This is a genomic window from Flavitalea sp., assembly GCF_035489435.1.
GTDB lineage: Bacteria > Bacteroidota > Bacteroidia > Chitinophagales > Chitinophagaceae > DATHKG01.
Genome location: NZ_DATHKG010000114.1, coordinates 33,090 through 48,045 on the forward strand (window position 1 = coordinate 33,090; position 14,956 = coordinate 48,045).

A 14,956-nucleotide genomic window follows, 5' to 3' on the forward strand; every position below is an offset into this window, starting at 1 on the left:
TTCCCGCAAAATCAGCCGGAACAGCGGTGCGTATACCAATTATGGTTCAACCAGGAAGAGTGGTTGATCGTATTCAACAGGAGACGCATCTTCAACAAGCACTTTCACTATTCTGCCCTTTACTTCACTTTCAATCTCATTGAAAAGCTTCATGGCTTCAATGATACATACCACCTTACCCGGGGCAACCTCATCGCCTATCTGTACAAACTGCGGTTTGCCAGGAGAAGCACTTCTATAAAAAGTCCCTATCATAGGACTTTTGATTGTAATAAGGTTATCGGGGGCTGCGTCGACTTTCGGTTTATCGGAAAGGGCGGCAGAAGCTACGGATTGACCCGCTTGTGGCTGGGGTTGCTGCGCGAAAGACATTGGCATCTGGGAAGTGCCGGTGATGAAATTCTGCGCAGGTTCTTCTTTTTGTTTGATGATAACTTTGAATCCCTTCTCCTCTATTGTCACTTCACCAATATTAGATTTGTTAATCATCTTGATCAACTCCTGAATTTGTTTGAAATCCATCATTTAAAGTTTTTAGTGTCAATTACTTTGGTGAAACAAAGACTAAGATAAGAAAAAGTTTGTTCCACGATTTTTATTGAACATTCAGCCTAAACTTTGTTTCTGTCTGTTTTACATATAGTTAAAAGACTTATCGCTGCTTATTATTCAACAGACCCTTATGAAACGTTGCAGAACAGGTTAGTCACATATAGGGTTGTTACTTAACGCGCTCAACGTAATCGCCGGTTTTGGTATTGACCCTGATCAGTTCTCCTTCATTAACAAATAAAGGGACATTTACAGTGGCACCGGTTTCAACCGTAGCTGGTTTCAGTGTACGTGTGGCAGTATCTCCTTTCATTCCCGGCTCCGAATAGGTAACCAGTAAAACAATTTTATCGGGTAATTCAACGCTCATGGGAAGTTCTGTGTCTGTATTTATGGCTACCGTCACTTCCTGGCCCTCTTTGAGAAATTGTGGTGCATCAACCATAGCCTCGTTCAGGGAAATCTGCTCGAAGGTTTCGTTATCCATAAATGTGTAACCACTTTCGTCCTTATAAAGGAACTGGTAAGCCTTTCTTTCAACACGGATCGGGAAGATGTTATCACCGCTGTTCCAGGTATGTTCTATGGTACGGCCATTTTCAACCCCTTTTAATTTTGCCCACACTTTTGCTGCTGCCCTGGCTGTTTTGTTCTGACCGAATTCTACCACGGAGTATAAACTGTTATCTAATTTGATAATCAGTCCCCGGCTCATATCTGCTGTAGTTGCCATAAATCGTTGCGGTTTTGAGAATTAAGATGAAATATTTTCAGGCCGGCAAAGCTAGTGAAAAAGAATTATGAATTATGAGTTATGAATTATGAAACCAATTTCAGTCCGCTTTCTGTTTCATAACTCATAACTCATAATTCTGTTGATCCCGCTTTTTCGTAAGCAGTTTTGAGCCATTTAATTGTTTCGTTATCAATGTCTTGTTCTGATGAGAGGATGATTTTATGGGAACACATGGCGTTGGGGGTTGTGATGGCCTGCAGTTTAGCGGTAGGTGGCTGGTTTTTGAGAATAATACCTATTTCATAGCGGGTTTTGCTGACGGGTTGCAATAGGGCAAACTGTTTTTTTCGTCTGAGGCTCACATAGGCTTTTTTGGGAGCCACCTCTATATCTGTCCCGAATTTGAGGATCTCTTTAATCAGCCGGTCATATAACGGTCGGAAATGTTCTTTGCCTTCGTATTGCCTTTGAACAAGGTCGCCTTCGTCGTCTTCAGGTTTTGCGGCGGCAGTAGTTTTTAGAGCGACAAGATTAGCGAAGCCATGTGTGAATTCATGTTGCTCTTTCAAAAACTTTACTATCTGACCGTGTTTCTCAAGCTTTTCTTTATTGACAATCGCAATCCATTGTTCAAGGCTCTTACCGGTATTCTTCCGGAGATTTTCAATCATGGTGACTTCGCCCTTATCCATATAAAATAGATTTAACCTTATCCTAATAAATAGATTTAAAAGGCACAAAAGATAGCGATTTCCAGTACTAATTGATCACCTGCCGGCGGATTTTACTAACGAAGATTTATCTGGTATCAAGGGATTTGCTTTGAACCCTCACAGTGAGAAATCATCGAACCTTAAAGGCGAACCTTAAAGGAATTCTGCAGAACTGCGTTTTGTTAACAGGGAGATATCTGTTGTTTTTTATTTAAATGATAACGATATTAAAATGATAACGACGTTAAAGTGATAATGGTGTAAAGTGATAACGATGTAAAGTGATAACGATGTAAAGTGATAACGGTGTTAATTGGTTTGCCTGTTGCGGCCCGGTTCAGATTTGACAGGGACGGTGTCATTTAGTTTGATTTCATTATTTTTTATCGAACCGACACCCTTGGCTCCTCCAACCCTGGCTCCGTTTAAACCCGCCGGCTTACCAGAATCATTCAGGTTTAGTTTTGTATTTATCAGGAGTACCCCATTGACCGCTTCAGCTCCATAGGTTTCGACCGCACTATTGTCTTTTAGCACCGATATACTTTCAATTGAGTTGGGATCCAGGTTCCTTAGATCTGTTCCCCTGGGCTGGCGTACTCCATCGATCAGTACAACAGGATTCGATGGATTCCCCCGCATCCTGATTACTCCCGGAGCTTTGTATTTATCAAGACTGGCATCAATAATCACTGAATCTTTTGCTGTATAATATAATTGCTTACTGTCAAAATAAACTGAATCCTTGCCTGAATACAGTTGTTTACCATTGTCAATATAAATGACATCAGCTTCAAGAGTTATCGAATCCCTCGAATTACGCAACCTTACCTGTTTTTTCGGAGTATCAGACAATACCAATCGCTCACTTCTTTTTCCTTCGCCATAGTAGTTTGGTTTTGTATAAATCCTGACAACACCATTTTTACCTTTGTCACCATACTGCAAAGCATGTTCATTCTTCAGAACCTCAATACTTGAAATACTATTTGGATCAAGGGCCTGAACATAATCTTCATCTTTTATGATCTCATCAACGATGAAGAGCGGATGATTTTTGCTTTTTATTGAAAACAAGCTTTGATCCTTCCAGTTTATACCGGGCACAACCGATTTGTTTGTCACAGAATCAAGTTCTATTTTATTTGGTACCGTGTCAGCTTTATGATTTGTTACATCAACCAACAGAGGTGCGGCGCTTTTGTTTTGGGATTTATTATCCGGCCCGTTATCCAACATTCCTTCTATCTTTTCCCTGAAAGACAACAGTAATACGGCCATCAAAGGAAGTACAAAAAGAAATTTGACCAGGTGTAACTTCGCGCTTTTCATTTTATTCATCATAGCGATCCTTTTACGTAAAAAAGAAAAATTAAATTGATTTGTAATCCGGAAAGATGAGCCACCGGCGACTTTTAATAACAGGTATTGATATTCTTTTTTATCCAACCCGTTCTCTAATACCTGTTGATCCGCAATAAATTCGAGATTCTGGCAAATTACCTTTTTGATTAACCATGCGAATGGGTTATACCAGTTTATTATACAGAGTGCTTCGGCCCAGATCATATCTGCAGTATGTTTTTGTTTTACATGAATAAACTCATGCCGTATGATTTCCTGCATTTCCTGTTCACCGTGTTGTTCACGGTTTATAAAAATAGAGTTGCCGAATGAAAATGGTACTATGTTTTTATCTACCTGGAAAATTTTTACCGGGGTGTCAGATAATAATGTTGCAGAGTTCCGGAGTTTACGATAAGAAAAGAATTGTGCAACTAACCTGATAAGCATTACCAACATCCCGCAAAGTATAGCCGCAAGTATCCAGTTCCACCGGTTATTTATATTAAACCAGCCCTTGTTTTCGAGTGCTGCAGGATCAATCACCGGTATAAAATTGATGACCATTGCCTGGTCAGGACCTATGGAATTTAGTATTGGGTTGATGTCAATAAATGGCATCACAAAAGCGATCAGCGAATAGCCGACCAGGTACCAGCGATTCCAGGCGTAAAAGGTCAAAGGTCTTAGTATGAAACGATAGAAAAGATAGACGACCGCTAAACTGACTGACAACTTTATTAGATATTGTATAAGAAAAGGCATGGCTAAAATTTAATTTGGAATTATTTTTTCCCTTCAATCATATCAATGATGTCCCTGAGTTCCCTGGGACTTAACTTCTTCTGCTCAACAAAAAAGTTAACCAGGTCCTTATACGAATTCGAAAAATAATTTTTTACTACGCTGCTCATATAATCTTTCTTATACTCTCCTTCCTCCAAAGCTGGTTTGTATAAATATGTATTTCCAACCAACCTGCTTTTTAGAAAACCTTTTTTCTCAAGGTTTTTTATGGTTGAAGCAAGCGTAGTATAAGGTGGCTTTGGTTCGCGCATGTCGTCAATGAAAGTTTTAACATTTCCCTCGCCAACCCTGTATACTATCATCATTGCCTCTTCTTCCTGCTGAGTAAGCTTTTCCATCTCTACGAAGTTTTCGTAAACCTACGGCGATCTCGTAGAACTTCCAAATAATTATTTAATTTGTTGAGCAGATTCATTAATTATTTTAGTGCAAAATTCAGGATATGAGAAAATGGATCTGCTTTTTGGTTTTAAGTGCTTGTGTATTTAGCGGAATAGCTCAAACAGAAAACGACCCTCCTTATAAGCGCTTTCCCACGGTACCTTCTTTTAGCTTGCTCGCGATTGATAGCACAATGATAACAAAGGATAACCTGGCATCAAACAAACCTACAATACTCATGTATTTTAACCCGGGCTGCGAGCATTGCCAGCACCAGATGGAAGACATAATTGCACATAAAGAGGCGCTTAAAGACTTGCAGATTGTAATGGCTACCTATGCTCCATTAAACGAACTGGCTGAATTTATCGCTAAATACAAGGTGACTGAATTTCCAAATATTAAAGCCGGCCGGGATACGAAATACATGTTGCAACCATTTTTCAAGATCGGCGGCTTGCCTTACCAGGCTCTCTATGATACCGATGGAAAACTGATCACTACCTATGAGGGAAATGTAAAAATCGACACCCTGCTTAGCGCGTTCAAAAAGAAAGATTAAGTGCGGAAATTTTTAGTAACCCTCACCCCTTACCTTTGCTGCGCAAAATATTGATCATTTTATAAATTGTAGTCCATGAAAGTTACTGTTGTAGGCGCCGGGGCCGTAGGTGCCACCTGTGCTGATAATATCGCACGCAAAGAACTGGCAGATGAACTTGTATTGCTAGACATCAAGGAAGGCCTGGCAGAAGGCAAAGCCCAGGACATGATGCAAACTGCTGCATTGCTTGGTTTTGATACACGTATTACAGGTGTTACAAATGATTATTCAAAGTCAGCTGGAAGTGATGTTGTCGTGATTACCTCAGGTTTACCAAGAAAACCAGGAATGACGCGTGAAGAACTGATTGGCACCAACGCAAATATTGTAAAGAGCGTTGCGGAAAATCTACTCAAATATTCTCCGGATACAATTATTATAGTAGTCAGCAATCCGATGGATACGATGACATACTTAACATTGAAGGCTGCAGGTCTTCCCAAGAATAAAATTATTGGGATGGGTGGCGCGCTGGACAGTGCACGATTTAAATATCAATTGAGCCAGCATCTCAAATGCAGTCCGGGAGATCTTAATGCGCTGGTAGTTGGTGGACATGGCGATACAACGATGATACCGTTGATCCGCTATGCAACCTGGAACAGTATTCCGGTAACCACTTTGTTAAGCGCTGATCAACAAAAACAAATTGTTGCAGACACAATGGTTGGAGGTGCTACACTTACAAAATTGATTGGAACTTCTGCCTGGTACGCACCTGGTGCCGCAGTTGCGGCATTGGTTGAAAGCATTGTGCGAGATGAGAAAAAGCTTTTCAGCTGCAGTGTTTCCCTTGATGGTGAATACGGTCAGAAAGATATTTGCCTTGGCGTTCCGGTAGTTATCGGAAAAACCGGCTGGGAAAAAATTGTTGATTTTGATTTTAATGAAGAAGAAAAATCTTTGTTCGCAAAAAGTGCAGAGGCGGTTAGAAGCATGAACGATGTACTCAAAACCATCTGATGAATTGACACCAGTTCAATACTTTTCATATATATAATTCAACACTCTTTATATATAATTTAATACTTTTCATAAATAAATGTGCAGGCGCCCTCAGTGGCGCCTTTTTTTGGCAATTAACGGTACCACCAGTGGCGGGCATTTTATTTGTATCAGTTATTTGAACCCCACTAAATCGTTCTCACTAAAGCTTCATTTATGAAAGAGAACATATACAATCCAAACAGGTCAGTTCGGTTGCTGATAAAACGGTTATTATTTATTGCCGGTTCCGTGTTAATCACAATGGTACTGCCGGCTCAACAACAGGGAGCTCACAACATACAGAATGTCAATACAAACCTCAGTAAGAATAATCCTAATACAACCCAGGGAACCATCACCACTGTGAAAACCCTCAGTACTCTTCCCGGTGTAACACCCCGCCAGAACTCAGTTTCCGAAACCAACATAGATAATACACTAAACATTTATAGTCCCGCTACGACCAATAGCAACGGTAGTTTCCGCTACGATGTGAATCTTAACAACAACAGATCCATCAATACGGTCAATGCGGGGAACTTATTGCTCAGCAATACCTCTGCAAAAATTTCATCATTTACTGGTGAATCAGACAACGGCGAATACAAGCTGGCCTGGGAAACAGTAATGGAGAATGATGTAAAACAGTACGATGTTGAATATAGTCTTAACAACAAAGATTTCGAGGGTGCCGGGATTGTTAATGCTTCAAACCGAACTGTTTATACTTTTAATCATAGAGCCGATGCCCGGGCCATTATATATTATCGTTTAAAAGTTACTGACTTGCGGGGTATGGTTAGTTATACAAATCCCATAATGGTGAAAAGTACAATGGCAAAACCTGCCGACCTTGTAAGCCCAACCATTATCCGCGACGGTGTATTAAATATTACATTGGCCAATACTTATAAAAATATACAATTGTTTAACAGCGCAGGCGTCGAAGTATTCCGCGAATACCTTGGTGGCAGAACCGGCAACCGGATTGGGTTTAATCTACCTGATTTACCTGCAGGTCCATACTTCGTGAAACTGATCGGAACAAATGCTTCGGTTACCCAAAGAGTGATGATCATGTAGGAAATAGAGATCAGGTATTATGACTACAATCCATTTCTATGACTACAATCCATTTCGGGATGCGAAAGCTATAATTTGCGAAAGCCATAATTATTTTGCCAGGGAATTATATAAAACTAGTGAATAGCGAGCCGCTGATTTACGAGATCAATCACCTCGTCAATTTCGATTTTGTTCATGCATTTAAAATGGCCGAGCGGGCATTTTGCATATCCTATCTTGGAACAGGGACGGCAACTGAGGTTACTGATTTCCACAATATCATAAGGAAGTTTGCCGGCTGATCTTGCTGCAAAACTTTGGAGGAACTGGTCTCCGTAATATGGGTACATGCCAAAATCAGGTACAGTGTTACCCCAAACGGAGATTACCTGTTTTTTAAGCGCTGTAGCAATATGCATGAGCCCTGTATCATGACTGATGATAAATTTACTTCTTCTCACGAGATCAGCAGACTCATTCAGGAGGAACTTGCCGCAGGCATTGTAGATTTTATGCCTGTCTACAGAAGAAACTTCTTCACCGTATTCACGATCTTCCTTCCCCCCCATCAATATGATCGGGTGATCAATACCTGCACAAAGCTCACGAAGTTTTTCGATTGGAAGTTTTTTGGTATTATATGTTGCGCCGATTACGATTCCTATATAACCTGCCAGGTGGCCGGCGGGAATATCACTTTCTTTAACGCGGTCATAATCAGGAATAAAATAATCGAGCCCCTGTTCGTCATTGGTTACTTCCAAAGATTCAACGGTTTCCATATACCTGTCAACAATATGTTTGTCGGGAATGATATTTATCTTGAAAGTCGTCAGCAACCATTTTTCGATATTCAGCTTATGAAAGGCATGTGAAGGGAGTTTCAGGGCACGTTTTACTTTCAGGCTGCGGATATTATGATGCAGGTCCACCACCTGGTCAAATTTTTCATCCTTGAGTTCGCCGATGGTTTTTGAGAGATCATCGTCCAGGTAATGTGTCTTATCTATATAAGGATTATTTTCAATAATCCCGGCAAACGATTTTTTGGTAAGATAATGAATCACCGCACCAGGCACCTGTTTTTTAAGGCAACGGACAACAGGTGTGGTAAGCACTATGTCCCCGATTGAACTGAAACGGATGATGAGAAATTTTTTCATCTTTCAACATAATTCAGATCCTTGCCATAAGTCTCTTTTGTAAAAATGGCTGCGACGATGGATATGGCCATAACGATACCTCCGGTTATTAAACCGGCCTGTATAAATTGGGCAGCCTCTGCATTTTCACCACGCAGGTATTTGAATAACCCGATGATAAGTGGAAGAGCTCCCCGCACCATATTTGGCACAGTGGTAGCTGCAGTTGCCCGCAGATTTGTTCCAAATTGTTCAGCAGCCATGGTAACAAAGATCGCCCAGAAACCGGCGGAAAATCCGAGATATGCGCATAGCATATAGAATCCGGTCGCGGTACCGGGTGTAGCAAAGAAATAGATCAGGATGCCGATGATGGTCATCCCATAAAATATAAATAATGCCTTTTTCCGGCTCTTAAGCCATTTGCTCACAAAGCCGATAAGCACATCACCAACAGAAATACCCGCGTATGCATACATCGTGGCATCGCCTGGACTGATTGTGCCATTAACGCCGATTTTCTCTGCAAATTCCTTTGAAAATGCAACCAACACGCCAATTACGAACCAGGTTGGTAACCCAATAAGAATACTGCAAACGTATCGCCTGAGCCGATCCCCATTATTAAAAAACATAATCAGGCTTCCCTTTTTGACATCAAGTTCTTTGATCTTACTGAACATCGTAGACTCAAACACAGAGATCCTGAGTACAAGCAAAATAAAACCAAGTCCGCCACCGATAAAATAACAATATCTCCAGTCCACTGTTTTGCTTACAAGATTAGCCAGCACTGCACCGAGCAATCCAATACCCGCTACCAGTGAAGTGCCGATACCGCGTTTTTCTTTTGGAAGTAATTCTGCAACAAGTGTGATCCCGGCTCCAAGTTCACCGGCCAGCCCTATGCCTGCAATAAGCCTGAGTAAGCCATACTGTTCCTTGGTTTGAATAAAACCAGTAGCAATATTTGCCAGCGAATACAAAACGATAGAACCGAATAACACACTAAGCCTTCCGCGTTTGTCACCCATCACTCCCCAGATAATACCGCCAATCAGGAGACCCAGCATCTGCCAGTTAATTATGTATTCTCCTGCAAGTTGATTCGCCTCTCCAAAAAACCCAAGACTTTCGAGGCTTTTCACCCTTACAATCTGGAACAAAAGGAGGTCGTAGATATCAACAAAATATCCAAGTGCGGCTACTATAACAGTGATATTAAAAACAGACGGGCTTTTCTGCTCCATTATTCAGACAGTTTTATTGGGCGGGGTTTCCTGGATTACAGGTCTTTTACCAAAAAATAATTTATAAACAACGGGAAGAGTTGTCACCAGCACAATACCAAGTACGATCAATTCAAGATGTTGTTTGAGATCGAAATCAAAATTACGGATGAAGAATTTATCAAGATAGTGACCAGCGAGCAGCATACTGGCAACCCAGGCTACACAACCGACTATATTATAAAACATAAACCTCTTCCATTCCATCTGCACGATACCCGCAATGATCGGGGCAAAGGTTCTCACGATTGGAAGAAATCTTGCAAAAACGATTGCCTGCCCACCATGTTTATCATAGAACTCTTTCGCACGCAACAAGTGTTTGCGTTTGAAAAGTAACGTGTCTTTTCTTGTAAAAAGAAATGGTCCACTTTTTTTGCCAAACCAATAGCCAAGCATATTACCGATGATGCCACAAATCGAAACAAGAATTATCAATATCAGCACATCAATGAAATCACTTCCTGTACCACCGGGTATCAGCGTTTCAACCAGTCCAACGCTGTAGATACCAGCCACAAACAACAGGCTGTCACCAGGAAGAAAAAACCCGATCATCAGGCCGGTTTCCGCGAATACAATAAACAACATCAGCCATAGGCCTCCGTTGCGGATATAAAAAAGGGGATTAAGCAGATCGGACCAGGCGAAATCACGTTCAAGTATAAACGCGGTTTCTGCGGTCTTCACTGAATATGCGATTGTTTCATGACCTACCTTGCTGAGCCGTACTGAATCAATATTTGCAACATCGACAGAAAAATAACCTGAACTGTCTGTAGTTGCCAGTACTTCATTGTTGGCATTATTTCTAATCTCTACACCCCCAACTGCCAGATCGTACTGATCTGTTATTTTTCCCTTAAGCTTGGTTTGCTGACCAAATCCATCCGTTAAAAAACATCCCGCAAAACATAACATCAAAAAACATACACGCAACAATTGTCTCATTTTTAGAACCTTTTGTTAATCTATTACTATTATTAATCTATACTTTAATCAGTCAATCATTTTATTCATCCTACTTTACCTCTTCCTGTATTGCTTTCATAAATCAATGCTGGATTAATCAATGATCCAACCAGGAGTTGAACAGGAGTTAAACAGGTAATTCCACCGCTGTTGGTTCCAGTTCTCCTTCCCACTTACTCACAACACTTGTGGCAAGTGCATTGCCCACAACATTCGTTGCGGTACGGAACATGTCACAGAAATGATCTATTGGTAAGATCAATGCCACACCTTCCGGGGGAATCTTGAACATTGCACAGGTCGCAAGAACGATAACCAGTGAAGCGCGGGGCACACCTGCAATTCCTTTGCTGGTAAGCATCAACACCAGCAACATGGTAATTTGAGTAGGCAGATCAAGCGGTACATTATAAGCCTGTGCAATAGCAAGGCTGGCAAATGTCATATACATCATACTGCCGTCTAGGTTAAATGAATATCCTAATGGCAGAACGAATGCCACTATCTTATCCCTGCATCCGAATCGTTCAAGTTCTGTTGTCAGTTTAGGAAACACCGCTTCACTACTCGTAGTACTGAAAGCTATCAGCAACGGATTACCGATTCTTCTCATCAGCTCAAAAAGTCGTTTTCCAAGAATCAGGTATCCCACCGATAATAATATAATCCACAGCACAACGATACCGAGCAGGAAGTATCCGAAATAAACAATATAAAATGTAAAAATTCCCAGCCCTTTCGAAGCGACCACCGCACATAGAGCCCCAAACACACCAACTGGAGCAAAGTTCATGACATATCCCACCATTTTTAAAATGATATGTGAGATTATGTCCATTGCCTTCACAATCGGTTTCGCTTTCTCACCCATTGCAGCAGTTGCTACACCGAAAAATATAGAGAAAACCACGAGTTGAAGTATCTCATTGGTGGCCATCGCCTCTATCACTGATCTTGGGATGATATGCTCAACAAACTTTTCAACGGAAAATTCCTGGTTTTTGGCCAGAAGATCCTTCACGCCTTCTGTATCAGCCTGGCTCAGATCAATGGCTTCACCAGGTTGGAAAGTATTCACAAGTACAAGGCCTACTGTAAGCGAAACAAGACTGGCACTGATGAACCATAACATAGCCTTTCCACCAACACGACCAACGGCCTTCAGATCTCCAAGTTTAGCAATACCTACAACAAGGGTTGAAAATACAAGAGGAGCTATGATCATCTGTACGAGCCTGATAAACACCTTACCCAACAGATTGATATTCTTCGAAAACGACTTAATGAACTCCGGGGAACTGCCTACATGAACCAGATAACCTACAAGAATACCTAATATCATAGAAATGATAATATATAAAGTCAGCCGGTTTTTCTTCATGTATTTAAAATATAATGGCTGCAATATAGTGTTTATAAGGTAATAGAGGATGTCACCAAATTCCGGATTTAAATTTTTGACCGTTCATGTTTACTGACCTGAACCTGAGTTGCGACGCCCTTTTAACAAATTTTAAACACGGTGTTAATGTTTTTAAAGAAGTGAACCATCAACTTTGCGGGCTGTTATAATATCCCCCAACACTTGAAAAACTTTATGCATGATTAAATCAATAGAGCCTGTTTATAAGAAGATATCTATGTTATTATTCGTAGGTGCTGTCACAGTATTGTCATTGCTGTCGGCGATGACGCCGCGCATAAAAGAACCTGCAGCACCTGTGGCTACTAATCTATCCGTAAAAGTGGTAGATTCATTTAGTAACCTGGCTTACAATAAACTTTATGAAACGCTGAACCTGGATTCGCTAGAACTTTCACGTGAAGCTTTTACATATGCAGTTAAAGGTTATAATAATCTTGTTGCGCAGGGAGCAGTACTTAAGCAGGATGTATTATCTATTGTTGATTACAGCCTTCCATCTTCAAAGAAAAGGCTGTTTATAATTGACCTGGCAACTGGGAAGTTGTTATTTAACACCTTTGTTTCTCATGGCCGGAATTCTGGCCTGGAACAAGCCACCAGGTTTTCGAATGACCTGAACAGCTTTCAGAGCAGTCTTGGATTTTTTATTACCGGTAAAGCCTATAAAGGAGAACATGGATATTCGTTGCGACTTGATGGGCTCGAAAAGGGATTTAACGATAATGCCCTTAACCGTGGTATAGTAATTCATGCTGCTAATTATGTTAATGAAAAAATAGCCCAACAACGCGGCTATATCGGGAGAAGCCTGGGCTGCCCCGCCGTCCCTGTAAAACTTCACCGGGCCATCATCAAAAAAATAAAAGATGGCTCATGCCTGTTTTTATATGGTGCAGATACTAATTACACTGCCAGATCGCCGATGATCAACGGCGCTGATGCATTCCCGTTAAATAAAGGATTGATTCAATCTACTTTGACAGATTCTACAATATAGAATTGTTGAATCATCTAACGGTGCCTGCTATTTTTTTGCAAGTTTATTTTCTCTTACAGACTGCTCAAACAATTTGCGGGTCATTTTTTTATCATAACTATAAATATCTTCTCTGAAAGCTATTTTACCTTCCTGGTTCACCCAGCACGTGTTGTAGGCAATCATCACCGTGACCGATTCCTTTACTTTCACCCATTTTTCAGTCTGGGTTTGCAGAAGGCTATCCACACGTTCACTAATCCATTCGGAATCTTCTCCAACAAGGTAAGCAGCCATTTTCATGGGTTCACTCAGCCTGATACAACCGTGGCTATATGCCCTTTTCGTTTTCTTAAATAGTGACTTTTCCGGCGTATCATGAAAATAAATGTTGAAACTATTCGGAAATATAAACTTGACCTTACCCAGGGCGTTTTGTTCTCCGGGTAACTGTCTTACCACCGGCAGGCCATCCTCCTCACCGGTGATTTCCATCTGGTGTTCTTCAAGGTAATTCGGGTTTGACTCCATTCCAGGCAGTACTTCCTTAAAAACTATACTACGCGGAACATTCCAATAAGGATTAAATACAACCTGGTTCAGCGTACCGCAGAAATTTATGGTACTGCTGCCTTCTTTGCCCACCACTATATCCATGTCAAAAACTTTTTCGTTGCGGTCAAGCACATGAAGTCGAAACTCCGGGATATTTACCAAGATCATTTTGCCCTGGGGTTCAACTGGCATCCATTTCATTCTTTCCATATTAATAAGGATTTGTTCAATCCTTTTCCCTACCGGCACATTCAGCTCTTTTACCCAGGCTATATTGATCTTTCCATCATCCTTAAGTCCGTATAACTGCTGGCTCTGCTTCACCGCTTTTTCCAGTTCTTCATTAAATTTATAGGTTGTATCTGTTGCCGGATACATACCTTCTGCTGCAAGCCTCGATTTCACCTTTCTGATAACAACAGTGCTATCACCCTTCTTCATTGTTTTTTTCAAACCATCTATCACGGGAAATCCCCCGGCTTTTGCTTTGTCCAGGTAAATGCCCAGCACTTTTTTCAATGCCTTATAATCTTCCGGTTCTTCTTCAAGATCGTTGCGTTTGCCAGACAATACTTCTTCGGCCATTACAAGAGCCGGCGCTTTTTGAGCTGGCACCATTTGAACCATTGCCTTGTTCCTCTCAACCTCTTTTGAATATTTCCGGGTGATATAATTTATAAAGCGCCAGGTTAATAACAATTCGGTTTTGGTGATCCGTGTATCCGGCGAAATTTTAGTCAGGCTATCCCGGGTAAGTATATCATCCAGCTTGTTGTCAAGCGATTTCCTTGACACTGTGCTTTCCTTATCATGGTCGTAAAGGCTTCTGAAGCTAAGCGTTTGTTCAGTTACTCCATCGCTTGCAAACCAGGCGAATTGAAAGTTTCTTTGATTATAGAATCTCCTGAAATCATTTGCCAGGGTATCGTTCAGTTTTTGATCTGCGATAAACTTTTCAACCTTATTGCTATCCAAAAAAAGGTCTGAATATGCGTTTTGTGCATTGATTGCCAGGTTCCTTTCAGATTTTTTAGAAGAATGACCATTTCTTCCGTCCGCTGAGTCCCTGGTATCATCGTCACAAGCCGTAAAAAACACTGCGCAAACCAGGGAAAAAATCAAAAATGTTTTCATGTCATTTCAGTTTCAAAACTTATGCCTTACAAAAAAGCCCCCGCATAAGGCGGGGGCTATCATTGATACTGGACCTTTTACGGGACCGTTTTCCGGGTTTCGGAATCGGATGCCGGATTTAATAATTTAAGGGCGCGAGCTTTTAAACAAGTGAATCGGATTTATCACGAGCATTTAAGCGCGGGAATCGGATTTATAATAACTCTTTTTGGTATCGATAATCTCCTTATCCCTCCTGAATTTCAACTCCTGTACTTTTTGTCTTTTTTCTTT

At 41.0% G+C, this 14,956-nt stretch carries 14 protein-coding genes; 4 read left to right on the forward strand and 10 right to left on the reverse strand.

Going from position 1 to position 14,956, the window contains the following annotated elements; all coding sequences use genetic code 11:
- Positions 1-39: 39 nt before the first annotated feature.
- The 5 genes from accB to VK664_RS18610 all read right to left on the reverse strand — a co-directional run bounded on the left by accB (position 40) and on the right by VK664_RS18610 (position 4,490).
- Entirely contained in the window at positions 40-522 is a 483-nt protein-coding gene (accB, locus tag VK664_RS18590) for an acetyl-CoA carboxylase biotin carboxyl carrier protein (protein WP_461400210.1), read from the reverse strand.
- 199 nt (positions 523-721) lie between these two features.
- Positions 722-1,285, reverse strand: coding sequence for an elongation factor P (gene efp / locus VK664_RS18595; protein WP_461400196.1), 564 nt, complete (start codon positions 1,283-1,285; stop codon positions 722-724).
- A 131-nt stretch (positions 1,286-1,416) separates the two neighbouring features.
- Entirely contained in the window at positions 1,417-1,980 is a 564-nt protein-coding gene (locus tag VK664_RS18600; protein WP_461400197.1) for a DUF5655 domain-containing protein, read from the reverse strand.
- A 330-nt stretch (positions 1,981-2,310) separates the two neighbouring features.
- A complete protein-coding gene (locus VK664_RS18605) occupies positions 2,311-4,110 on the reverse strand; it encodes a TonB-dependent receptor plug domain-containing protein (RefSeq protein WP_461400198.1) in 1,800 nt (599 codons plus the stop codon).
- 20 nt (positions 4,111-4,130) lie between these two features.
- The gene (locus VK664_RS18610; RefSeq protein WP_461400199.1) at positions 4,131-4,490 is read right to left on the reverse strand and encodes a BlaI/MecI/CopY family transcriptional regulator; all 360 of its coding nucleotides are present in this window, start codon (positions 4,488-4,490) and stop codon (positions 4,131-4,133) included.
- A gap of 104 nt (positions 4,491-4,594) precedes the next feature.
- On the opposite strand from VK664_RS18610, the gene VK664_RS18615 reads away from it, so the two are divergent.
- From VK664_RS18615 to VK664_RS18625, 3 genes are all read left to right on the forward strand, one after another.
- A complete protein-coding gene (locus tag VK664_RS18615) occupies positions 4,595-5,095 on the forward strand; it encodes a TlpA family protein disulfide reductase (protein WP_461400200.1) in 501 nt (166 codons plus the stop codon).
- 75 nt (positions 5,096-5,170) lie between these two features.
- A complete protein-coding gene (gene mdh, locus VK664_RS18620; RefSeq protein WP_461400201.1) occupies positions 5,171-6,100 on the forward strand; it encodes a malate dehydrogenase in 930 nt (309 codons plus the stop codon).
- A gap of 198 nt (positions 6,101-6,298) precedes the next feature.
- Positions 6,299-7,207, forward strand: coding sequence for a T9SS type A sorting domain-containing protein (locus VK664_RS18625; RefSeq protein ID WP_461400202.1), 909 nt, complete (start codon positions 6,299-6,301; stop codon positions 7,205-7,207).
- Between the two features lie 116 nt (positions 7,208-7,323).
- On the opposite strand, the gene VK664_RS18630 is transcribed toward VK664_RS18625, so the two are convergent.
- The 4 genes from VK664_RS18630 to VK664_RS18645 all read right to left on the reverse strand — a co-directional run bounded on the left by VK664_RS18630 (position 7,324) and on the right by VK664_RS18645 (position 11,973).
- A complete protein-coding gene (locus tag VK664_RS18630) occupies positions 7,324-8,352 on the reverse strand; it encodes a glycosyltransferase family 9 protein (RefSeq protein WP_461400203.1) in 1,029 nt (342 codons plus the stop codon).
- Positions 8,349-9,581 carry an MFS transporter gene (locus tag VK664_RS18635; protein ID WP_461400204.1) on the reverse strand — a complete coding sequence of 411 codons (1,233 nt, stop codon included), beginning with the start codon at positions 9,579-9,581 and terminating at the stop codon, positions 8,349-8,351. The genes VK664_RS18630 and VK664_RS18635 overlap by 4 nt, the downstream gene beginning before the upstream one ends.
- Positions 9,582-9,584: 3 nt before the next feature.
- On the reverse strand, positions 9,585-10,571 hold the full coding sequence (locus VK664_RS18640; protein WP_461400205.1) for a VTT domain-containing protein: 987 nt from the start codon (positions 10,569-10,571) through the stop codon (positions 9,585-9,587).
- Between the two features lie 148 nt (positions 10,572-10,719).
- Positions 10,720-11,973, reverse strand: a complete 1,254-nt coding sequence (locus tag VK664_RS18645; protein ID WP_461400206.1) for a dicarboxylate/amino acid:cation symporter — start codon at positions 11,971-11,973, stop codon at positions 10,720-10,722.
- Between the two features lie 220 nt (positions 11,974-12,193).
- Between VK664_RS18645 and VK664_RS18650 the strand changes: the two genes are divergently transcribed.
- Positions 12,194-13,015, forward strand: a complete 822-nt coding sequence (locus VK664_RS18650) for a murein L,D-transpeptidase catalytic domain family protein (RefSeq protein ID WP_461400207.1) — start codon at positions 12,194-12,196, stop codon at positions 13,013-13,015.
- 27 nt (positions 13,016-13,042) lie between these two features.
- Here VK664_RS18650 and VK664_RS18655 read toward each other — a convergent pair whose 3' ends face one another.
- Positions 13,043-14,683: a L,D-transpeptidase family protein gene (locus tag VK664_RS18655; RefSeq protein ID WP_461400208.1), complete on the reverse strand. Its 1,641-nt coding sequence runs from the start codon at positions 14,681-14,683 to the stop codon at positions 13,043-13,045.
- Between the last annotated feature and the right edge of the window lie 273 nt (positions 14,684-14,956).

Excerpts from the sequence above, each read along its gene's own strand:
- VK664_RS18605 (WP_461400198.1), bottom strand. The coding sequence starts at position 4,110 with ATGCCTTTTCTTATACAATATCTAATAAAGTTGTCAGTCAGTTTAGCG.
- VK664_RS18610 (WP_461400199.1), bottom strand. The coding sequence starts at position 4,490 with ATGGAAAAGCTTACTCAGCAGGAAGAAGAGGCAATGATGATAGTATAC.
- VK664_RS18625 (WP_461400202.1), top strand. The coding sequence starts at position 6,299 with ATGAAAGAGAACATATACAATCCAAACAGGTCAGTTCGGTTGCTGATA.
- VK664_RS18650 (WP_461400207.1), top strand. The coding sequence starts at position 12,194 with ATGATTAAATCAATAGAGCCTGTTTATAAGAAGATATCTATGTTATTA.
- VK664_RS18615 (WP_461400200.1), top strand. The coding sequence starts at position 4,595 with ATGAGAAAATGGATCTGCTTTTTGGTTTTAAGTGCTTGTGTATTTAGC.
- mdh (WP_461400201.1), top strand. The coding sequence starts at position 5,171 with ATGAAAGTTACTGTTGTAGGCGCCGGGGCCGTAGGTGCCACCTGTGCT.
- VK664_RS18640 (WP_461400205.1), bottom strand. The coding sequence starts at position 10,571 with ATGAGACAATTGTTGCGTGTATGTTTTTTGATGTTATGTTTTGCGGGA.
- VK664_RS18630 (WP_461400203.1), bottom strand. The coding sequence starts at position 8,352 with ATGAAAAAATTTCTCATCATCCGTTTCAGTTCAATCGGGGACATAGTG.
- accB (WP_461400210.1), bottom strand. The coding sequence starts at position 522 with ATGGATTTCAAACAAATTCAGGAGTTGATCAAGATGATTAACAAATCT.
- VK664_RS18645 (WP_461400206.1), bottom strand. The coding sequence starts at position 11,973 with ATGAAGAAAAACCGGCTGACTTTATATATTATCATTTCTATGATATTA.
- VK664_RS18655 (WP_461400208.1), bottom strand. The coding sequence starts at position 14,683 with ATGAAAACATTTTTGATTTTTTCCCTGGTTTGCGCAGTGTTTTTTACG.
- efp (WP_461400196.1), bottom strand. The coding sequence starts at position 1,285 with ATGGCAACTACAGCAGATATGAGCCGGGGACTGATTATCAAATTAGAT.
- VK664_RS18600 (WP_461400197.1), bottom strand. The coding sequence starts at position 1,980 with ATGGATAAGGGCGAAGTCACCATGATTGAAAATCTCCGGAAGAATACC.
- VK664_RS18635 (WP_461400204.1), bottom strand. The coding sequence starts at position 9,581 with ATGGAGCAGAAAAGCCCGTCTGTTTTTAATATCACTGTTATAGTAGCC.